The 21,789-nt window shown below is 52.0% G+C and carries 17 protein-coding genes; 14 read left to right on the plus strand and 3 right to left on the minus strand.

Annotation, left to right across the window (positions count from 1 at the left end):
- The first annotated feature begins 430 nt into the window (after nucleotides 1–430).
- The gene (locus AC0YNX_RS00895) at nucleotides 431–1,546 is read left to right on the plus strand and encodes a slipin family protein (RefSeq protein WP_475813776.1); all 1,116 of its coding nucleotides are present in this window, start codon (nucleotides 431–433) and stop codon (nucleotides 1,544–1,546) included.
- A 65-nt stretch (nucleotides 1,547–1,611) separates the two neighbouring features.
- On the opposite strand, the gene AC0YNX_RS00900 is transcribed toward AC0YNX_RS00895, so the two are convergent.
- On the minus strand, nucleotides 1,612–2,307 hold the full coding sequence (locus tag AC0YNX_RS00900; RefSeq protein WP_475813777.1) for a TetR/AcrR family transcriptional regulator: 696 nt from the start codon (nucleotides 2,305–2,307) through the stop codon (nucleotides 1,612–1,614).
- 173 nt (nucleotides 2,308–2,480) lie between these two features.
- Between AC0YNX_RS00900 and AC0YNX_RS00905 the strand changes: the two genes are divergently transcribed.
- Entirely contained in the window at nucleotides 2,481–3,938 is a 1,458-nt protein-coding gene (locus AC0YNX_RS00905) for a DHA2 family efflux MFS transporter permease subunit (protein ID WP_475813778.1), read from the plus strand.
- 625 nt (nucleotides 3,939–4,563) lie between these two features.
- Nucleotides 4,564–5,583, plus strand: a complete 1,020-nt coding sequence (locus AC0YNX_RS00910; protein WP_475813779.1) for a zinc-binding dehydrogenase — start codon at nucleotides 4,564–4,566, stop codon at nucleotides 5,581–5,583.
- 49 nt (nucleotides 5,584–5,632) lie between these two features.
- On the opposite strand, the gene AC0YNX_RS00915 is transcribed toward AC0YNX_RS00910, so the two are convergent.
- Nucleotides 5,633–6,460, minus strand: coding sequence for a helix-turn-helix domain-containing protein (locus AC0YNX_RS00915; protein WP_475813780.1), 828 nt, complete (start codon nucleotides 6,458–6,460; stop codon nucleotides 5,633–5,635).
- 156 nt (nucleotides 6,461–6,616) lie between these two features.
- Between AC0YNX_RS00915 and AC0YNX_RS00920 the strand changes: the two genes are divergently transcribed.
- From AC0YNX_RS00920 to AC0YNX_RS00945, 6 genes are all read left to right on the plus strand, one after another.
- A complete protein-coding gene (locus AC0YNX_RS00920) occupies nucleotides 6,617–7,426 on the plus strand; it encodes a phytanoyl-CoA dioxygenase family protein (RefSeq protein WP_475813781.1) in 810 nt (269 codons plus the stop codon).
- 163 nt (nucleotides 7,427–7,589) lie between these two features.
- Nucleotides 7,590–8,336, plus strand: coding sequence for a phytanoyl-CoA dioxygenase family protein (locus AC0YNX_RS00925; protein WP_475813782.1), 747 nt, complete (start codon nucleotides 7,590–7,592; stop codon nucleotides 8,334–8,336).
- Between the two features lie 35 nt (nucleotides 8,337–8,371).
- Entirely contained in the window at nucleotides 8,372–9,220 is an 849-nt protein-coding gene (locus tag AC0YNX_RS00930; protein ID WP_475813783.1) for a helix-turn-helix domain-containing protein, read from the plus strand.
- A gap of 150 nt (nucleotides 9,221–9,370) precedes the next feature.
- Nucleotides 9,371–10,225 (plus strand): aminoglycoside 6-adenylyltransferase, encoded by an 855-nt coding sequence (gene ant(6) / locus AC0YNX_RS00935; protein WP_475815147.1) that lies wholly within the window; start codon nucleotides 9,371–9,373, stop codon nucleotides 10,223–10,225.
- 654 nt (nucleotides 10,226–10,879) lie between these two features.
- Nucleotides 10,880–12,013 carry a metallophosphoesterase gene (locus AC0YNX_RS00940; RefSeq protein ID WP_475813784.1) on the plus strand — a complete coding sequence of 378 codons (1,134 nt, stop codon included), beginning with the start codon at nucleotides 10,880–10,882 and terminating at the stop codon, nucleotides 12,011–12,013.
- Between the two features lie 76 nt (nucleotides 12,014–12,089).
- On the plus strand, nucleotides 12,090–14,405 hold the full coding sequence (locus AC0YNX_RS00945; RefSeq protein ID WP_475813785.1) for an alpha/beta hydrolase family protein: 2,316 nt from the start codon (nucleotides 12,090–12,092) through the stop codon (nucleotides 14,403–14,405).
- A gap of 73 nt (nucleotides 14,406–14,478) precedes the next feature.
- Here AC0YNX_RS00945 and AC0YNX_RS00950 read toward each other — a convergent pair whose 3' ends face one another.
- Complete coding sequence (locus AC0YNX_RS00950; protein WP_475813786.1) at nucleotides 14,479–15,501, minus strand: LacI family DNA-binding transcriptional regulator; 1,023 nt, start codon at nucleotides 15,499–15,501, stop codon at nucleotides 14,479–14,481.
- Between the two features lie 135 nt (nucleotides 15,502–15,636).
- Between AC0YNX_RS00950 and AC0YNX_RS00955 the strand changes: the two genes are divergently transcribed.
- The 5 genes from AC0YNX_RS00955 (at nucleotide 15,637) to AC0YNX_RS00975 (ending at nucleotide 21,664) form a co-directional block, all read left to right on the plus strand.
- Nucleotides 15,637–17,427, plus strand: a complete 1,791-nt coding sequence (locus tag AC0YNX_RS00955) for an L-fucose isomerase (RefSeq protein WP_475813787.1) — start codon at nucleotides 15,637–15,639, stop codon at nucleotides 17,425–17,427.
- A 31-nt stretch (nucleotides 17,428–17,458) separates the two neighbouring features.
- The gene (locus AC0YNX_RS00960) at nucleotides 17,459–17,887 is read left to right on the plus strand and encodes an RbsD/FucU family protein (protein WP_475813788.1); all 429 of its coding nucleotides are present in this window, start codon (nucleotides 17,459–17,461) and stop codon (nucleotides 17,885–17,887) included.
- Between the two features lie 111 nt (nucleotides 17,888–17,998).
- Complete coding sequence (locus AC0YNX_RS00965; RefSeq protein WP_475813789.1) at nucleotides 17,999–19,141, plus strand: endospore germination permease; 1,143 nt, start codon at nucleotides 17,999–18,001, stop codon at nucleotides 19,139–19,141.
- A complete protein-coding gene (locus tag AC0YNX_RS00970; protein WP_475813790.1) occupies nucleotides 19,092–20,516 on the plus strand; it encodes a spore germination protein in 1,425 nt (474 codons plus the stop codon). Before AC0YNX_RS00965 ends, AC0YNX_RS00970 begins: the two co-directional genes overlap by 50 nt.
- Complete coding sequence (locus AC0YNX_RS00975) at nucleotides 20,471–21,664, plus strand: Ger(x)C family spore germination protein (RefSeq protein WP_475813791.1); 1,194 nt, start codon at nucleotides 20,471–20,473, stop codon at nucleotides 21,662–21,664. The genes AC0YNX_RS00970 and AC0YNX_RS00975 overlap by 46 nt, the downstream gene beginning before the upstream one ends.
- The last annotated feature ends 125 nt before the right edge of the window (nucleotides 21,665–21,789 follow it).

Raw genomic sequence — 21,789 nt, forward strand, 5'->3', positions numbered from 1 at the left:
TTGGTTCCGCAGTGCTCGGCACATGTGCTACTGAGTATGCTGATGACCGGCTGGCGCCAGGAACTCCATTTGAAAGGGGTTCGATTCCCCACTCGCCTGCTAAGCGATCTATGGTATAGTCATTTATTTCATTGGGCGTACGGAACGCTCACGCTCGTTTGCAGAGCACGAGGGAGAAGAGCTTTGCAGCTCGCGGATACCGATAGCAGCGATAAGGTGTACGGAATGCGAATAAGCGGTGATCGCTGGTAGCAGCAGCCTGTATTCGGGGCTTGCGGCAACCGATCTGTACGCTTAGCGCAGCAGGTGCATGGAAGCTTCTTTCTTAAGCGCAGCTCCGTTCTTCACTCTCGCGAGCGTTCCTGGCTTGATGAACCGCCACATGACGATAACGGATGTATTTTCGATTCTCTTAAGGGAGGTTTTATAGATGTTCAGAACAATTACAATTCAGAACGACCAGCGCGGCCTGCTCTTCACGAAAGGCAGCTACACGCGATTCTTGCAGCCGGGCACGTATCGGTTCCCTATCTTCAAGGATGTGAAAATCGAAGTGCTCGACGTGACGAAGCCATTCGAGGTGCCAGGCAAAGACTTGCAGCTGTTCCTGCAGGATGAGCAGCTCCGCGCTGAGCTCGAAGTCATCGACGTCCGAGATTCAGAATATGTGCTGCTTTATGAAGACGGGAAGTTTGCTGGCCTATACAGGGCGGGCAAATATGCGTTCTGGAAAGGCATTAAGGAATTCGGGATAATCCGAGCGAACCTGCTGGAGCCTGAGCTTGCTGAAGATATTGACCGTTCGATTCTTCCTAAGCTTGGCAATATAGTCGTGCAAAGCTATGATGTTGCTGCGGAAGAAGCGGGGCTGCTCTACTACAACAACCAGCTCATTCGCCGCCTGGAGCCGGGCAAATACTACTTCTGGCGCTGTCCCGTTGCCGTCATGGTGAAGACGATTGATCTGCGCAGACAGCAGCTTGATATGACCGGACAGGAGATGCTCACAGAAGATAAGGTGCCATTGCGGCTTAACTTCGTTTGTCAGTATCAAGTGACCGACCCGCTGCAGACGGTGCGGATCCGTTCGATGGAAGAGCAAATTTATGTAAGCTTGCAGCTTATCCTTCGGGAATACGTCGGCACGCTGAAGCTGGACGATCTTCTGCGCATGAAGCATGAGATCGGCTCATTCGTGCACAAGCGGCTCTGTGAGCGTGAAGGCGAGTATGGAGTTCAGTTCTTGTCTGCAGGGGTGAAGGATATTATTTTGCCCGGAGATGTGAAGGACATTCTGAACACGGTGCTTATTGCGGAGAAGAGGGCGCATGCGAATCTCATCATGAGAAGGGAAGAGACCGCGTCGACGCGCAGCCTGATGAATACGGCGAAGCTGATGGATGAGAACGCGACGCTGATGCGACTCAAAGAGCTTGAATATCTGGAGAAAATATGCGAGAAGATCGGCACGATCTCCCTCACGGGCAGCGGCGGAGGCCTGCTGGAGCAGCTGAATGTGCTGCTGAAGCCGAGAAGTGACGCGTAATGATGCAGACGAAAAAATGGTGGCATAAAGGGACGAGTTACGTTGTCCTTTATGCCACCATTTTGTTATGCGACGCCATATGTTACTTTGCGCACCAAATGCTCGATTTTGTCCATCATCTGCGTGTCATCTATTGAAGCATAAATATCCGGCTTAAACAGCTGAAGCTTCTTGATCTGATAATAGTCTCCAATCGCATTCCGAAGCGTCAAATTATTCTTCATCAAGTACATCGGATCAAGCAAATGGCGGAACATGAGCTCGTCCTCCAGGATTAGCAGCGTTGCATTAAGGGAATTCAGGTGACCCTCCGCCATGCCGCGCTCATAGAACTTGCGCAGCCGCGCATTGCGTTCGCTAATAGATACTTCAATTGCAGCCATAAGCTGAGGATAGATCTCGCGCAGATCTTTGAAGAAAATCTCTGTGCCGTAGTTGGCGATCAGTAGTGTTTGGCTGAATGTCGATTGGAACTTCTGAATATAGGCTTCGCTGGTGCCAGAGGCGGGTTCAGCTTCACAGCCGGCGCCGACAACATACTTGACGAATAAATTCGTCAAGCGCTCCATGATCTCATCCCGCGAAGGAAAATATTTGTACAGGGTCGCCTTGGATAAGTCCATTGCTTTGGCGATATCGTCCATGCGCAAGTTCGCAATGCCGTTCGACTTGATTGGGTGAAGCAGCTTTGCAGCATATTTATTTAGAATGGATTCGTCCGTATATCGGCAATTCGGTGTTTCGCCGCTTGTCGTTTCCATAGCGCTCACACTCACTTTCTAAAAAATAGTATACATGATGTCGACAGACAAATAAACCTTTTGGTCAAACTAAACTAAAAACGACTAAAGTAGTTTACTTTATCTGAGTTATAGGATATGATCATTTTTACATAGAGCCCACTTGGGCAAATAGGATAGGAGTAGATAACCAAATGAGCACAACAACAACGGCCGCTCCGAACATTCGGTTCTGGCCGATTATGATCGCCATTTTCTTTGGCGCTTTTCTAAGCATACTCGGGATCAGTACCATTAACGTGGCATTGACGATCTTCATGCAAGATTTTCATGCATCGCTGAGCACGGTTCAGTGGACGCTAACGGGATTCATGCTCTCGCTTGGTACAATTGCACCGCTAACTGGCTACTTGGGCGATAAGTTCGGCTACAAGAACGTTTACTTGTATGCTATGGTCGGTTTCGTCGCTTTATCTGTGCTATGCGGCTTCGCATGGAGCGTTGAATCGCTAATCGTCTTCCGTATTCTGCAAGGTCTCTTTACAGGTCTGGTCGTTCCGGCGACGATGACGATTATTTTCCAAGTGATTCCGAAGGAGCGTCAGCCTTTCGCAGTAAGCATCTGGGGTTTGTCGGCGATGCTTGCGCCTGCATTCGGTCCAACGCTTAGCGGCTGGCTCATTCAGCAGTTCAGCTGGAGATGGCTGTTCTTTATGAATATACCGATCGGCATTATTGCTATTATCTTTATTATTGCGATGATTCCTAGCTACCGCATCGGTACAGCGAAGAAGCTGGACGTTTGGGGGCTCATTACAGTTGTACTTAGCAGTGCGTCACTGCTTGTCGGACTCAGCCAAGGCCGCACATGGGGATGGGACTCCGCTCGCGTAATCGGCTTGTTCGCCTTCGGCGCGATTATGCTCGTGCTGTTCATTGTCCGCGAGCTGATGGCGAAGCATCCGCTGTTGAACCTTCGCGTATTCGGCAACTACCGTTTCTCGATTACGCTAGTCGCGAATACCATCATCACCATTAGCCTATATTCCGGAACATTGCTCATTCCGTTATTTTTGCAAAATGTTCAACAAGAAACGCCGATGGATACAGGGTTAATCCTGCTGCCGGCTTCGCTCATCATGGCGCTTGCCATGCCAATTGCAGGGAAGCTGTACCCGATTCTCGGACCGCGCATAATGACGATCTCTGGTCTTGTGCTGATTATCTACGGCAGCTATGAGCTGACGCATATGCATAGTGACAGCACGCACCTCTACATCATCCTGTGGATGTCCATCCGTAATCTCGGGGTATCGTTTGCGGCTGCTGCGACAAGCACGGCAGGGATGGAAGAAATTCAGCCGACGATGGTCGGCCATGCTTCATCGGTTACGAACTGGGTACGTAACGTCGGCGGCTCGTTCGCGATTGCGCTCTTCACATCGTTGCTGGCATCGCACACCATCACGCATGTGGCGGAGCTGACGCAACAAGGCAAAGAAAGCGCGAAGCTCATTCCGCTGTTCTCCTTCACAATGAGCGTGAACGACGTGTTCCTCGTAGCGACTTATATCGCAGTTGCGGCGATTCCGTTCACACTGCTCGTCGGCAAGAAAGCAGCTCGCGCACGTACGGAAGCGGCTGCTGCGTAATGATAAAGTTTTGAAGCGTTAGAGAAGAGAAATCCGCCGTTTTTACAAAAACGGCGGGTTTTTCTATTTAGTTTGGGGAATTAGTTTGCGGTTCGATTTCAGGGATTCGGAGGGTTGAGGGTAAATCATCATGCGCGTAACGCGGCAGTCATCAGCACATGGTTTTTACGCAGAGAGAGGCTTTTACCTCTCTCGGACCCTCGATCATACGATTTTCTTCAAATATTTGCTCGGAGAGAGGCTTTTCCCTCTCTCGGGTCACGAAACTGATCATTTCGTGTGATGAGAGAGGATTTTGCCTCTCTCGGCGAAATCGTAAAATACTCGATTGCCAGATCCGCCGCAAAAAAACAGCAGGACACTATCTATGTGCTGAGAGAACAGATACGTGCTCTCAGTCCCCATAACCGTGTGAAAAAATAGCTGAGAGAACATATATGTTCTCTCACTCTCAGCCAGGAAAACCCTCGATTGTCTACCTAGGTCCCACGTGAAAGCATATTTTTTTGTTCGATGTCAAATTCTCAAATTCCTTGTCAATAACAGGAAAACGCTTACTTATGTGGAAGTAGTGTACGGATAGACGAAAGCTAACATCTAATTCGAACGCAGGAGCTGATCGGGGATGGACATTAAGCAAGTCGTCGTAACGGGGAAAAATGAGGTTGAGCTGCAAAATTTGAGTTTGAGGGATGAACTTGGACCGGAGGAAGTGCTGATTGACACGGAGTACTCGTTCATCAGCGCGGGCACCGAGCTCGCTAACTACACGGCAAAGGACGTCAAAGTATTCGAGCCTGGCAATTGGCACTCATATCCTTGGAAATCCGGTTACGCCAATGTAGGCATTGTTCGCGAGGTTGGTAATAACGTGAAGCGAATGAAGGCAGGGCAGCGGGTCTACACATTCGGGCCGCATGCTTCTTCGATTATTATGAGCCAGAGCCAACTTATCATTGAGGTTCCTTCGGATATTGATCCGAAGATTGCGGCATCCTCTCGGATGGCGGGCGTTGCGGCGACCTCGATTATCCTTAGCGATATTCCGCATAATGCTTGGGTTGCTGTATTCGGCCTCGGCATGGTCGGCAATCTGGCTGCGCAAATGTACCGGAATTTGGGCTGTAAAGTAATCGGCATCGAGCCGAACGAACAGCGCCGCGAGCTTGCGAAGAAATGCGGCTTGTCCATTACAATCGGCGGCAGCAACGAAGAAATCCAAGAGCAGATCCGCGCTCTTACTGGCGGCAAGCTTGCGCATATTACGGTCGATGCCGTCGGCCATAGCAGCGTTGTTATGCAAGCGCTTCAAGCTACGGCCAGCCTCGGCCAGCTCGTGCTGCTCGGCAGTCCGCGAGTGCCAGTTGAGGGCAATTTGACCGAGCTGTTGTCCGACATTCATTTGCGCTGGATCACGATGCGCGGCGGGCTGGAGTGGTTCTTGCCGGTTTACTCCGAAGTGGCGACTGCGGTGTCGCTCTACAGCAAGCAGGAGCTGGTGTTTGATTGGATTCGCCAAGGCAAGCTTGCCCTGGAGCCGCAAATTTCGCACTATGTGAACCCAAGCCAAATCAAGGAAGCGTACGATGGCTTGCTCTATGAGCCGCAGACGTATACAGGCGTCGTACTGGATTGGACGAAATAACAATTGCATAGCAGTATAGCAGTATAGAAGCGCTACCCAAGGTGGCGCTTTATTTATTTTCCCCCGTTGTGCGCGGTCCTTTCTTATACGCACGCGGGCTGACCTGATACCGCATGCGGAATTGGTTAGCAAAATGATTATAGTTCTGGAACCCGACATCGAGCGCGACCTCTGAAGGGTGACGGTCAGTGTGTTCGAGGAGCAAAGCCGCTTGGCGGATGCGCATGTCGTTCAGCGTATCCACGATCGAGCTGCCGGTCGATTCTTTGAACAGGTGAGAAAGCCGCGACGGAGACAGGCCGACAACCTTCGCCAGCTCGTCAATGCGGACAGGCTCCTGCATGCGCGTTGCGAGCAAATGCTGAATCTCCTCGATACGCGGATCGAGCTGCTTCGTCATCCGCTTGGCGAGCAGCAGAATAATGTGCCGCATCGTGTTCTCACACAGCTCGTTCCAATACATACCGCGTTCGATGGAATCGGAGACAAGGCTGCGGAACGCCCGGTGGATGCGTTCGCGCAGGGATTCACTGTCAATTGCATGGATCAGCAGCTTGTCGCTCGGCAGCAGATTCGTCTCCATAATGCGCGAAGAGAAATGTGCCCATATAAAATCCCACTGGCTCCCTTGCCGTGTCCCATATCGATGAGGCACGCCTGGCTGCATGAGCGCAATATCTCCGGTTTGGCATAATCGTTCCACACCGTCAATGATGAAATATCCTTCGCCGCTTAGCGTATATGCGATTAGCCAGTCGCTCATACCTTGCGGCCTGCGGACATCATAAATGTCTGACATGCTGAAATGATTAGCAATGACGGTGTTTGCGCCTTGCTCCTTAATATAGGAGAACAGCTCCTCGTTCTTTGAGCTCACTTGAAATTCACTCTCCCGTCAGCATTAGCATATAGGCTCATTATAGCAGGATTGTTGTAGTAATCAGCATAATTGTTACTTTTGCTGCTGCGGCCTTGATCATACAATAAAGCTATAAGTAATGAGCTCATTCCATGATTAATAGGGGGAAGACGAATGACACAGACGCTGCGAGTGCTGACAGAGGAACAGAAGAAACAGTTCGATACGGACGGTTATTTAATTGTAAAAGGGTTATTCTCGTCAAACGATGTGACTGAAATTGTGGAGACATTCGATAAAATGAGCAGCGAAACGATTCCGGGCTACTTCGAGCCGCAGCTGGATGCGGACGGAACTGATCCGCTGCAGCGTTATCCGCGCGTGATGCATCCGCATCGCTTCAACGAAACGGCAATGAAATATATGCTGCATCAGCCGGTCTTGGAAGTGCTTGCCGATCTGTATGGCGAGGAAGCGTATGCCGCACAGAGCATGTTCTACTACAAGCCTCCGGGCTCGAGAGGCCAGGCGCTGCACCAAGACAATTTCTATTTGATGGTGGAGCCGGGCAACTGTATCGCAGCTTGGACGGCAATCGATGCTGCCTATGAAGATAATGGCGGCTTGCTCGTTGTGCCGAAGACGAACACACATGAGATTTCTTGCCCGGATAAGGCGGATACGAAGGAATCGTTCACGACCCATTATGTGAAGCCGCCTAAGGACGGCGTTGTCATGCCAGTTAGAATGGATAAAGGCGATGTCCTCTTCTTCAACGGCAATCTGATTCACGGCTCGTACCGGAATAAGACGAAGGATCAGTTCCGCCGCGCGTTCATTTGCCATTATGCCAACTCATCCGCAACGAAGATCAGTCAGCATTACAATCCACTTTATCGAGCGGACGGCACCAAAATCGAATTGGAAGGCAATCCGGATGGCGGCCCTTGCGGCGTCGAGGTTGGAGCGGCTTTCTATCACTAATGGAATCATTCATGTCAGTGCCGCAGCCGGCCAGGGTTGCGGCTTTTCTTCCGTACCGAAGAAATGCATAGTTTTTCGGTGAAGAAGAGAAGCGCGGCGAGTAGGGGATCAGAGATAATGAAAACATAAACGAAAGCGATTATCTTGAGGAGGTCCTCTACCAATGTCTAATATTGCAAACGGAAAATTGTCGCAAGCTGAGATTGAATTTTACGAGAAGAATGGCTACACGTTATTTAAGAATCAACTGTTCAGCGCCGAGAAACAAGCGGAGCTTACCAATATTTTCGAAGATCAATGGAATGTGCTTGGCCGCCGCTTGAACAGCGAGCTGGATACGCCGCATTTCCGCGACGAGCGTCTCTTGAAGTTTCTGCTGAGCGACGAAGTGCTTGATCTTGTTGAGCCGATTATCGGACCGAACATTGGCCTATGGTCGTCCCACTTCATCTGTAAAGAGCCGCTGATCGGTAAACCGACGCCATGGCATGAAGATTCCGCGTATTGGAAAGGCCGCTTGACTCGCTACGACAAGATCGCTACCGTATGGCTTGCAATTGACCGCAGCACACAAGAGAACGGCTGCATGCGCGTTATTCCTGGCACGCATAATAACGGCTTCTCTGATTACGAAGATGTCGATACGGATGACGATATTTTTACAATCCAGATCAAAAATATCAACGATGCCGAAGCAGTCTACTTTGAGCTGGAGCCAGGCGAATGCTCGATTCATGACTCGCGTATCATTCACGGCGCTACGGCGAACAAGAGTGAGTTCCGTCGCTGCGGCTACACGATGCGCTACTTCTCCACAGAAGCACGCGTCATTCCGGAGAAGAACAGCGGCCACAAAATCTGGCTGGCTCGCGGCAAAGATATCGCGGGAAGCGACTTCGTTAACGTATAATAAGAAAAATTCGAGAGCGTGGAGGGGGACTGGTGATGAGCGTCTATAAAGGGCCGGAACGATTGACGAATGACCGATATATGACGTTGTCCGCTCCTTTCCGCTTGTTCAAGCATTCGATCGACGGGCTTATCGATACCCATTGGCATGAGTTTTTTGAAATGGCCTTCGTGGTGTCCGGATCGGGTACGCATATGTTGAACGGGGTGCCCTTGCGCTTGACGCGGGGCGCCGCTTTTTTGCTGTCACCGGCGGATTTCCATAGCTTGGAGCCGGACCCGGGCGAGACGCTGCAGCTGTATGATTTTATATTCAACGATCATTTCCTCCGCGAGCCGCTGCCGGAGCTGCTGTTCGATCATCGGACGGCGTATACGCATTGGTATGCGGAGGAGCAGATCGCTGAAGTTGAACACGAATACGAGCGGATCTGGGAGGAGTCAATCACCTGGCAGCCGGAGAGCGAGATTCTCATTCAGGGCAGCGTCGAGCGGCTGCTCATTGATCTGTTCCGCAAGAGCCGGGCAGTTGATGAGCAGCAGGGGATCGAGGGCGCTCCGCATCAAACGCTGCAGTCGGCTGTACGCAAAGGGCTGATCTATATTCAGCATCACTTCCGTGAGTCCCTATCGCTTGAGGAAGTCGCAACTTATTGCGGCCTGTCAGCGAATTACTTCAGCGAATGCTTCCGCAAAGGGACAGGCTCTACGTTCCAAAGCTACCTGCAGGAAGTGCGTCTGCAGTTCGCGCGGTCGCTGATTAAGACGACACAGCTGCCGATTACGGAGATCTGCTTCGCGTCCGGCTTCAATACGCTGCCGCACTTTGAGCGGGCATTCAAGAAGCGGTTTCTACTGCCGCCGAGGGAGTATCGTAAGCAGTAATAAAGATTGACTATGAAGAACCTGCAGCTCGTGGAGTCGCAGGTTCTTTTTGTGAGTGGACAGCAAGGATTAGGAGTTCTCGATATCGAATTTGTTCGGATGGATGAGGCAAGTCTGTTGGTGACTTCGTTTGAATCGGAGGATATGGGTATGAGAAGCGAACAGGAAATGATGAAGCTCCTACTGGACTACGCGATTCAGGATGATCGAATTCGAATCGTAACCTTGGAAGGGTCGCGCACCAACAAGATGATTGCTCCCGATGCATTCCAAGATTATGATATTTCTTATTTTGTAACCGATATGGATGCCTTCAAAATGAACGATCAATGGCTCTCTGTATTTGGGAACTGTATCATGATGCAGAAACCTGAGGACATGGAGCTTTTTCCGCCCGAATTAGGCAATTGGTTCTCCTACTTGATGCTGTTCGAGGATGGAACAAAGATAGATCTGACGCTGATTCCTCTACAGGAGGTGGAGGATTACTTTGCGAGTAGCGATGGTTTGGTTCAGCTGCTGCTCGACAAGGACGCTCTACTCAAGAGCGAAGTAATCGCAACAGATCGCCAATATTGGATAAAGAAGCCGACTGCGAGAGAATTCGATGATTGCTGCAATGAGTTCTGGATGGTCTCAACCTATGTTGTAAAAGGGTTGGCGAGAGGAGAAATTCTGTTTGCGATTGACCATTTGAACGGAATTGGACGACCCAATTTATTAAGAATGATGGCTTGGGCGGTCGGATTGGAGCATGGTTACGACTTTAGCGTGGGCAAGAACTACAAATTTATTAATCGGTATCTCCCTGATGAAGATTGGGCGAAGCTCTTAACCACCTATTCCGAGGCGGGTTATCCGGAGATGTGGCAGTCTCTATTCACTTGTTATGCGTTATTTCGCAAATACTCAAGCGTCGTCTCCGAAAGTCTCGGATATCCGTATCCGCATTACGATGATGCCATTACGGGGTATACGGATTCGGTCTATAATTCGGTGAAGTGAACCGCATGCGCTAACGGTTGCCACGAAGGCTAATTAGTTTAAAATAGCTCTGGAAAAAATGTAACGGTTGCTAGCGAGGCTATTGAACAATTTCGACTACGAATTCTTCCGATTGCGGCCGAATAACCGCTCGGGTAACCGTTAAAGTTTTGGAAGGGGTTTTGTTGAGCCAATAAGCACTGAGGCAACCGTTACAAGTTTGGACGCTCAACAATTTGAACAGACATTCTGCAAACCGATGCAAACCACCTTAAACCACCTTCTGCAGGCGGTTTTGACTTTTGAAAAGGCGCTTCCTGCTCTGAGAGTACAGAAACTGCACTCTCAGAGCAGCAAACGGCCAATTTTCAAGCTGAGAGTACGAAAACTGCACTCTCAGTTTCGCCAAGCTGCCGAAATCGGCAATTTTCTTATCTAAGAGTGCAAAATTTGCACTCTCAGAGCCGCAATTGCCCGATTCCGATGCTGAGCGTACGAAAACTGTACTTTCAGCTCAGCGACTACCCGCAAACCGCCTCTTGCCGGCGGTTTTAATTTTTTTAAAAGAGATACGGTTACTCTCTTGAGCTAAGCGAATCTAGCAAAATCGCATTTTGCCTATGAAATCGGTATACTGATAGAAAAGCTAGAACGCTAGTCATTTAAGGAGGAAGTATGGCAGCTAGATTGATAATTATTTTGACGATTTATACAGGGTTGCAGGCGTATATTGGCTGGCACCTGAACTTGTTTATAACGGAGAGCGGCGGGCAGGTGCCCGGTGCGGTCTTCTGGCCACTATTTGTAATTGTAACCTTCGCTTACTTGCTCGCAATGATGCTTCGCAGAGCGCTGCCGAAGAAGGTGACTACACTGCTGAAATGGATCGGCTCCTATTGGATTGGCTTCATGCAGTACAGCGTATTGCTGCTTCCAGTAGCGGATTTGGCTGCATGGGGACTGCGCGCAGCCTCGATGACAAAGGCGGATTCCATAGTCGTTACGGGCTGGGCTACCATCGCTGCACTTCTTCTAATTATGGCGCGAGGCTCACGTAACGCATGGAGCCCCGTTGTCCGTGAGTATGAAGTGACGATTCCGAAGTCCGCGGGCAGTTTGAACAAGCTGCAGCTTGCTGTCGCTTCTGACCTGCATCTTGGCATGACCGTCGGTCGCAAGCATCTGCAGCGGCTCGTGGACGGAGTAAACGCGCTGAAGCCGGACATTGTTCTGCTGCCCGGCGATGTGCTTGACGATGCGGTTGAGCCGTTCATTCGCAACAACTACGCGCAGCAGCTGGCGCAGATTAAGTCCAAGTACGGCACCTATGCGGTGCTCGGCAACCATGAATATTATGGCGGCGGCATCGATACGTACGTCCAGGCGATGAAAGAGGTCGGCATCCCCGTGATGCTCGATGACCATCTCCTCATCGCAGACAGCTTCCACCTGATCGGGCGCAAGGATAAGACCGATCATGGCCGCAAAAGCGTAGCTGCATTAGTCGCGGACCTAGACACGAAGCTGCCGATCATTCTGATGGATCATCAGCCGAGTGCCATTCGCGAAATTGCCGATAGCGGTGTTGATCTATCGCTGCACGGTCATACGCATCGGGGCCAAATGGCACCGAACCATTTTGTGACGCGACGTATCTTCGAGCTCGATTATGGCTACAAGTTCATTGCAGATCGCCTGCACGCATTCGTCTCATCCGGCTTCGGCACATGGGGACCGCCGATTCGGCTTGGCAGCCGGAGCGAAATATGGTCAATCACCGTTAACTTTGCCACCCATGACAACAAATAGCTGTTGGTCATGTCTCTCATCCATCGTATAATCGAGGAATAGCGTATCTACTATTCTGATAGACTAGGAGTCCGATATGGAACTGGAACTCATACCATCGATACCCGCGCCACCTGCGCGCGGCAATATATGGAAGAGAATGGCGAATTGGCTCCTTGGCCGGGGCAAAGCGGCTCTAGGGTTTGATACAGCCGTATGGAAGGCGGCCATTGCCAGCATATGGCTGGTCTGCAACACGATTCTCATTATCGCTGCGCTTGGCATGCCTACGGGCCTCGGCGTTCTGTTCGATTGTGTTGTTGCGGTTCTGCTTTGCACAATCTTGATGGGTGCGGCTTCGTTCGTAATTGCCTATATACTCGCTTTATGTTACATCCCGATCCCGCGTCTGACTGCGGGAGCCAGCCTTTTCACAGGCTTCGTGGTCTGGTATGTATGCGATAAGACGGATCTAGGCGATCCGTTGTCTCTTATATTAGCTGCCAGCATTACCGCAATCGGTCTTATTGGCGGGCTCGTTATCGGCTTGCTGATGAATCGACGCGTGCACCTGGCAGTCAAGCTCACGCTTATTGCCGCTGTTGCCGCAAGTGTCGTCAGCTTCCGCTATTGGCCGGTTAATGATGCGGCTGCGATTCCGGCTGCTGCAGATGTTCAGACGGTGGTGGATGAGCAGGAGGTTGCGGCGCTGCTGGCCGATGATCCTGCGGAACCCGGATTGTACCGAGTGAAGAGCTTCACGTATGGCAGCGGTGACGATTCTCGCCGTGATGAATTTGGAGCAGACGCGGAGCTCATCTCGAAGCCTGTTGACGCTTCCGCTTATATTACACGGTGGAAGTGGCTGCGCTCTTTGTTCTGGGGCTTTGACCAGAGCGCCTTGCCGGTCAACGGGCGTGTCTGGATGCCGGAAGGCGAGGGGGAATTCCCGCTCGTGCTGATGGTGCACGGCAACCACTTGATGGAACAATACTCCGACGAAGGCTACGCGTACTTGGGCGAGCTGCTGGCAAGCCGAGGCTTCATAGCCGTCTCGGTCGATGAGAACTTCTTGAACTATTCGTACTGGGGCAACATCCCGAACAACGATATGAAAGTGCGGGCATGGATGCTGCTGAAGCACTTGCAGCAAATCGCAGTGTTTAATGAACAAGCGGGAACACCGTTCTACCATGCGGTTGATTTGAACAAAGTCGCGCTCATCGGGCATTCCCGCGGCGGTCAGGCTGTTGCAATGGCGGCTGACCGGTCTCGCTGGTTCGCAAGCGACAAGTCGCTGGATAGCTTGAATAGCGATGGCGTATCGATTCAAGCCGTCGTTGCGATTGCGCCGACCGATAACGTCGTCGACAAGCAGCAAGCACAGCTGAAAAATACGTATTACTTGTCGCTTCAAGGCGCCAGCGACGGAGATGTCGATACGTTCAACGGAGAGCGGCAGTACATTCGTTCTTCATTTTCCGCCGGATCGGACCGCTTCAAGTCCACGCTCTATATCGGTGAGGCGAACCACAGTCGGTTCAATACCGAGTGGGGGACGATGGACGACAGCTTGCCAGGAGGCTTGTTCCTGCGAAGAGCAGGCATGATGGATGCCGATGACCAGCGCGAAGTGGCAAAAGTATACGTCTCCGCTTTCCTCGAGGATGCGCTGCACGGCAAGAAGGAATATACGCCGCTCTTCAACGATTATCGGACAGGCGCCGCATGGCTGCCGCAAGCGACTTATATGAACCGCTACGAGGATGGCAGCTTCTTGCCGCTTGCCCGCAGCGAAGAGGACTTTGACAAGACGACGGAGAACAGCGGCGTGACCGCTAGCGCCGATAAGCTGCTCTGGACAGAAGAATCGGCGAAGGATCGAGACGGCAAGGACAAAGGCACGCGCGGCGCAGTGCTCCAGTGGAAGCAGGGAGACGGCAGCTACACGCTGCAATTGCCTGAATCGCTGACCGCGAAGCTGCAGCAGAATGCGCCTGCGGCGAATCAGCTGACATTCGCCATGACGAATCTGGCGAAGGATCTACCGGCGGATAGCAGCGGTTCAGCCGCTCCGCTGCCCGTCATTGACGTCGAGCTGCAGAGCAAGAACGGCGCGATTGTCCGGCTGCCGCTCGCACAGTTCAAAGCGGTGAAGCCATTGCCATACACGACATTCACCCGCTTCGCATGGACGGAAAAAACGATAAAGGACGGCAAGTATAAAGTGCCCTCTGAAGCGGTATTTCAAACGTTCAGCTTGCCGTTCGCGCAGTTCCAGAAGCAGAATGCGGACTTTGATCCAAGCAATCTGTCGCGAGTGACGTTCTATTTCACGAGCGACCGGGGCAAAGTGATGCTTGATGACATTGGCATTAGCAAGGTCATCAGCTCCGAATCCGAATCCGAATAATGACATCAACAAAGAAACACCGCAGTACTCGCGCTGACTCCAGCACGGGCACTGCGGTGTTTTTTTCAACTTATCAACCTTCAAGCCGTTTCACGGAGCGTCTGACAATCAGCTCCGGTGGCAGCACAACCTTCTTCCATACCGTCTTCTCCGGCGTTTCCCGCTCCCCGATGCGATCAATTAGCAGCTGCATCCCTAGGTATCCGAACTGGTACGCTTGCTGAGCTGCCACGGTGATGAACGGGTCCATCTCCGAGTAGAGTCCGAAGTCATCGAAGCATACGATCGAGATATCTTCGGGGATGCGGAGTCCGCGAGCCCGCAGTAGCTTGATAATTACGACGGCAAGCACATTGTTGCCGGCCATAATGGCTGTAGGGAGCGGGTCCATCGAAGCGATCCACTGCTCCATCGCATCCACATCCAGCTCAGGCCCGAAGCTGGTCTCATGCACATACTGTTTATCGAACGCGAGGTCGCTCAGCTTCATCGCTTCCTGAAAGCCCGCAAGCCGCAGGCGCGCGCTGCTAATGGAAGCCGATCCGTTGACGAGAGCAATGCGCCGGTGGCCTTGTTCCACCAAATGTTCCACCAATCGGCGCGCGCCGTCCCGGCTGTCCCCGAGCACAATATCGCATGCGATGCCCGGAACCTCACGGTCGAGCAGCACGAACGGCACGCCATGCTTGCGCAGCTGCTCCAAGTGAGGATGTGACGGATCGCCGGCTGGGGCAAGCAGCGCTCCGTCAACACGAGTCGTCAGAATGGTGTTGATATAGTCGCCTTCCTTCTCCACGCTCTCGTCGCTGTTGCCGAACAGCAGCCGGTAGCCGTTCTTGCGTGCAGCATCCTCGGCGCCGCGAGCAAGCGTTGTATAGAAAGGGTTCATAATGTCGGTGATAAGCAGAAACAGAATGCGCGTCTGCTGAAGGACGAGGCTGCGCGCCATCTGGTTAGGTACATAGCCAAGCTCGTCCATTACTTTTTTTACTTTTGCCCTTGTTTTATCGCTGATTTTGCCAGTGTTATTGATAACTCTCGAAACGGTCATAGCCGACACATTCGCTTGAGCTGCGATATCGTAGATGGTCACCATAGGTTTAAGCTCCTCGTAGGTCTGATCATGCATTTATATTACCTAACAAGTTCATTGACAGCAAGCGGTTACATTGTTATTTTAGAGTTATCGGTAACATTATTAATTACATTCATTCGTTGGAGGGATTCGTTCGTGGCAGATATCAGCACTCGTTATCAATCCGCTTTCCCTAAGATTGGCATTCGTCCTGCAATTGACGGCAGACGCAAAGGCATTCGTGAATCGCTTGAAGAGCAAACGATGGAGATGGCGAAATCCGTAGCAAGATTGTTCGCTGAGCATTTGCGTTATCCGAACGGTGAGCCAGTGGAATGCGTTATCGCGGATACTTGCATCGGCGGCGTTGCAGAAGCAGCTGCTTGCGGCGAGAAGTTCTCGCGTGAAGGCGTCGGCGTATCCATTACGGTAACACCTTGCTGGTGCTACGGTACGGAAACGATCGATATTGACGCGTCGATTCCGAAGGCGGTATGGGGCTTCAACGGCACAGAGCGTCCAGGCGCGGTTTACTTGGCTGCTGTATTATCCGGTTATGCGCAGAAGGGTTTGCCGGCATTCGGCATCTACGGCAACGAGGTGCAAGATAGCGGCGACACGACGATCCCGAGCGATGTTAGAGATAAGCTGCTCGGCTTTGCCCGCGCGGGCCTTGTTGTTGCTCTCATGAAAGGCAAGACGTATCTATCGATGGGCTCGGTATCCATGGGTATTGCAGGCTCCATCGTGAACGATGCTTTCTTCCAAGATTATCTCGGCATGCGTACCGATTACATCGACATGTCGGAGTTCGTCCGCCGTATGGATCAAGGCATCTACGATCCGGCTGAGTACGAGCGTGCGCTCTCATGGGTGAAGGAGAATTGCAGTGAAGGTGCGGACAACAACCCTCCTGCGCTTCAATCAACTCGCGAACAGAAGGATAAGGATTGGGAGACTGTTGTCAAAATGACGCTGATCGCGCGTGACCTCATGATCGGCAACCCTCGTCTGGATGAGCTGGGCTACGGCGAAGAGGCGCTCGGCCGCAATGCGATCGCTTCCGGCTTCCAGGGGCAGCGGGCATGGACGGATCATTTTCCGAATGGTGACTTCTTGGAGGCGATGCTCAATTCGTCCTTTGACTGGAACGGCAATCGCGCGCCATATATTGTTGCAACGGAGAACGACAGCTTGAACGGCGCTGTGATGCTCTTCGGCAATCTGCTGACGAATACAGCCCAAATCTTCGCGGACGTGCGGACTTTCTGGAGCCCGGATTCTGTGGAGCGCGTAACAGGCCATCGTCTGAGCGGTCATGCGGAGAACGGCATTCTGCACTTGATTAACTCCGGTCCGGCAACGCTGGATGGAACCGGACAGCAAGAGAAAGACGGCAAGCCAGTAATGAAGCCGTTCTGGGATATCAGCGAAGAGGAAGCGCAGAAGTGTCTGGATGCAACCTCGTGGCGTCCGGCTTCCCTGGAATATTTCCGTGGAGGCGGTTATTCCTCGGATTACCTCACTCGCGGCGGCATGCCGATGACAATGTCGCGGATCAACCTTGTGAAGGGCATCGGCCCTGTACTCCAAATCGCTGAAGGCTATTCGGTTGACTTGCCTGAGAATGTGCATGACACGCTCGACAAGCGGACAGATCCAACGTGGCCGACAACTTGGTTCGCTCCAAGGCTGACAGGCAGCGGTGCATTCCGCACGGTGTACGATGTGATGGATAACTGGGGCGCGAACCACGGCTCGATCAGCTACGGCCATATCGGCGCGGATCTCATTACGCTCGCTTCGATGCTGCGCATTCCGGTGAATATGCATAACGTACCGGCGGAACAGATTTTCCGTCCGCGCGCATGGAGCCTGTTCGGCACGGATAATCCGGAGAGCGCGGATTACCGGGCATGCACGAACTTCGGCCCGCTATATAATTAATTAGTTCGTTTACAACAGGAGGACACTCACGATGCTAATTGGTATTCCTAAATTGCTGTCACCGGATTTGCTGAAGATCTTAATGGAGATGGGCCACGGCGATGAAATTGTGATCGCGGACTCGAACTTCCCGGCTGCAAGCCACGCACAGAGGCTCATCCGCTGTGACGGGCATGAGATTCCGGCGCTGCTAGAGGCGATTCTCCAGCTGATGCCGCTCGATCAATATGTCGAGAAGCCGGCAGCGCTTATGCAGGTTGTGCCTGGCGATACGGTTGCGACGCCGGTGTGGGACGTTTACGGCCGCGTCATTCAGGAGCGCGCAAGCCTGGAGTCGCCGTTCGAGATGGTGGAGCGGTTCGCCTTCTACGAGCGGGCGCGCAAAGCCTATGCGATTATCGCAACGAGCGAAACGGAACGGTACGCGAATTTAATACTTAAGAAAGGCTGCGTTCTCTAACTCAGCCGCTGATTGAACCGGTCCCTTCGAGCCTAGTGCTTGCAAGGGATCGGTTTTTTTATGCCTATTCTGGTAAAACTATGCCGAAATGGAAAGGAGGGCAACTGCGGAATGAAGACGAAATCGCTTGAACTTGGCTTCTGGCCGGTCTTTATGATGCTGACGCTGTCAGTCGGTCTATCGTCGCATGTGCTAGTCCTTCCGTCCGTGCTGGAGGTCAGCGGCAGAGACTCGTGGATGTGCGGCATCATCGCTTTTGTTATCCTTCTGCCTTGGACCTTGATTTTCGTCACGGGGACGATGAAGCGAACGAAGCAGATTAATCTGCGGGAATGGCTGCGCACCAGAGTGTCCCCTTTTGGCGCATGGCTCATTATTTTGCCAACTATCCTCGTGCTGCTGCACGCGAGCTTTCAAACGTTTGTCGAAACAATCAGCTGGACGTCCGCGACTTATCTTCCGGATACGCCGCTTCTTGTTGTCATGATTACCTTGATGATGCTCATCGGTTGTGCTGCCTATAGCGGGCTAAGAGCGGTCGCGTATATGTCCTGCTTGCTGCTGCCTGCCGTCGTTATTCTCGGCGATTTCGTCATGAGCGCCAACATGCCGAATAAAAACTACGCTCTGCTGCTTCCGATGTTGGAGGGTGGAGCGGGTCCACCTCTGCACGGTTCCTTGTATGCGATTGGCTGCATGATGGAGCTTTCGGTGATTTTGTTCATTCAACATCACTTGAGCGGCCGCATTAAACATTGGCAAATGATCATTCAGCTTGCGTTTATTATGCTGCTCATGTTAGGCCCGACGATTGGAGCGCTCACGCAGTTCGGTCCTGCGGAAGCTGACAAGCTGCTCTTTCCGGCATTTGCCCAATGGCGGCTCGTTTCGGTCGGCAAATACATTGAGCATGTGGACTTCTTCGCGATCTATCAGTGGCTCTCCGGTGCTTTCGTGCGTATTTCGCTCGGTATCGTAATTACCATTGAGCTAATCCAACTGCGCAAGCCGCTCCCAAAGGTCATTTTCATAACGGGTCTTAGCATCATATACATGGTCCTTGCGCTCATCCTGCTTGCTTCGGTAAATGCCCCTGAATTGATCTATCGGTATGCGTTTGTCATTGAAATTGGCGTAATTGTTTGTGTGACGACTCTAATATGGCTGTTGTCGTTTAAGGGCATTCCGAAGGAGGGTGGCGCAGATGAGAATCCGAAGCCAAGGCAAGACGACGGAGCAATCAATAACCTTTGATTGGCTGCTGGACGCCGTAAAGCATTGCGGCGACGTCGAAGTTCACTCGTTGTCTTACGAGCGCGAAGGCAGCGAGGACCGTGAGCATATTACCGTACTGTATTGTTGCAGCATGCTGGACGTGCAATTGATGAGGGAACTGCTCCGGCCGGATAAGCTAGGTGAACACATCGATTCGGAGCAAAGTCCGTTTGTTCGGGATTTGGATCCCGGTGCCGAAGGCAAAGAACTGTTCAATCGGCTGTTCGCGGGTTATATCATCGTGTGGAAGCCGGCGCAGGAGCAATACTACTCCATCGATTGCTCTCAGCCTCCGGGGCGGGCGCCGGATGAATCGACGCTTGAATTATCCATTAAAGGACCGCGTGATGGGTTCGTCGAAGAGATCGACACGAATTTGGCGCTGATTCGGAAACGGCTGCGCTCGCCAAAAATGCATGCCGAATGGTTTACAGTCGGCACGGAATCGCAGACGAGAATATGCTTGCTCTCGATGGATGGCGTTACAGCGAAGGCCGCGCTTGAGGAAGCGAGACATCGGATTCGCGGCGTTAATATTGCGGTTCTTCATGGAGCGGGAGAGCTTGAGGATATTATTTCCGATAAGTCGATTGTGCTCGTGCCATTGATTGATTACATCGGCCGGCCGGACGCGGTCATTCAATCGCTTATGAATGGCAGATTCGCCATTCTGGTGAATGGCACGCCTGCTGCCCTAGTCGCGCCGGTCAATGTCTCCTTGCTTGTCAAGTCTCCGGAGGATGCCTACCAGCCGTTTTATTTTGTCGTCTTTGAACGGTCGCTTCGCTTGATCAGTTTCTTCTTAGCCGGCATATTGCCAGGTTTTTATCTGGGCTTGCTGGCTTTCAATAACGACCAGCTTCCATTCGCGCTGCTGGCTACGGTTACGCTGAATAGGATCGGGTTGCCGTTCAGTCCGCAAATGGAACTGATTCTGATGATGATCATGTTCGAAATCTTCCGCGAAGCGGGGGTTCGTTTGCCGCGAGCCGTCGGTCAAACGGTCACCGTTGTCGGCGGCTTGATTGTCGGCGATGCCGCGATTCGCGCAGGACTGACATCGGCTTCGATGCTGGTCATCACAGCAGTGACGGCGGTATCGACCTTTACATTAGTGAACCAATCACTCAACGGCTCTGTAACCGTTATTCGATTCTATATGATGATTGCTGCCTCGTTCCTAGGCCTGTTCGGTTTCTTTATTTCCTTGTTCTCCGTCATGTTGTACTTGTGCACGCTGGAGTCGTTCGGCATGCCGTTCTTGAAGCCGCTTGCTCCGTTCGAGTTCAAGAAAATGATTACAGCGGTGTGGCAGCTGCCGTGGAAATATCGCGTGAAGCGGAATTTGCCATGAAGCTCTGCAGCCGATCACTGTTTTTGCTGCTACTCGTGCTGCCGAGTGTGCTGAGCGGCTGCAAGGAGCGGATGGATACAAGCGATCTTAGCGCGCAAGCGTTCGTAAAGGCGATGGGCGTCGATTACCGGGACGGTCGATATATCGTAACGGTCCAGTTGATGGACTTCTCGGCGATCGCGAAGTCGGAGAGCCCAAAGGCACAGAAGCCTTCCGTCTGGATCGGCATAGGTCGAGGCGAAAGCATCAGCGAAGCGAATAAACAAATTGCGGTGACGACCCAAAGCACGCTTAATTTCGATCAATTAAGCGTGGTTATTGTGCGAGAGCCTGCCATGGATAGGATGGCTCAAATTCTGGATGCGGTCAATCGGGTGCGCGTGACGCGTTATACGTCATGGATCTACGGGACACGCAGCGATCTTAGCGACATCTTCACGGCAAGTGCTTTCTTTGAGCTGTCGCAGACGTACAGCTATATTTATAACCCGCTTACGCTTGAGAAGCAGAACAGCTCCGTTCCACCGGTTACGATGCAGAAATTCGTCGCGGCCTTCAATGAGAAAGCGATGACCGCGCTGCTGCCGAGTGTCACCGTTTCGAGCAAGGTTTGGCACCAGAACAAGAAGCCGATTACCGTGCAGGAGCTGGACGGCGTATTCGCCTTCAAGATGAAGCATAAGCCGGTCTTCTTGCCTCTGAAACAGGTGACGGGGATTCGCTGGTCGAGAAATCCGCTCTATCGCGCGCAATACACGGTGCAGTCAGGGGGGCAGCAGGATGCAGCGGTCGTCATGATTAAGTACGCAAAGGTGGAGAAGAAGGAACTGAAAGCAGGCGAGGGAGGTCCGAAGTTTGTTCTGCATGTGAAGGCGTACGGCGATTTGACTGAGATTGGCGGCTCGATGACGGTGGGAGAAATTGAAGACAAGGTAAAAAAGTTGATCGAGGACGAGATTATGCTTGCTTATACGTCTGGCATTCGCAAGCATATGGATCTGTTTAACATGGAAGAAGTGATGTATCGGTATCATTTGGGCACATGGAAAAAGACAGCTCGAAACGGCGACTGGCTCCCCGGTGAGAAGGATTTGCAAGTGAAGATTTCGTTTGATATCCGGCGAGCTGGCGTATTTGAGATGCAATAGTGACGGAAGCTCGTTCCGTGATCCTACATTTCTCCATATGATGGCGTCAAGCATCCATATTGATCGTTCGCGAATCCCCCTATACTTGGAGACGACAAGCCTATTGTGCCTGTCATTCACACGCT

The sequence above is a fragment of the Paenibacillus sp. J31R98 genome, from assembly GCF_056269245.1.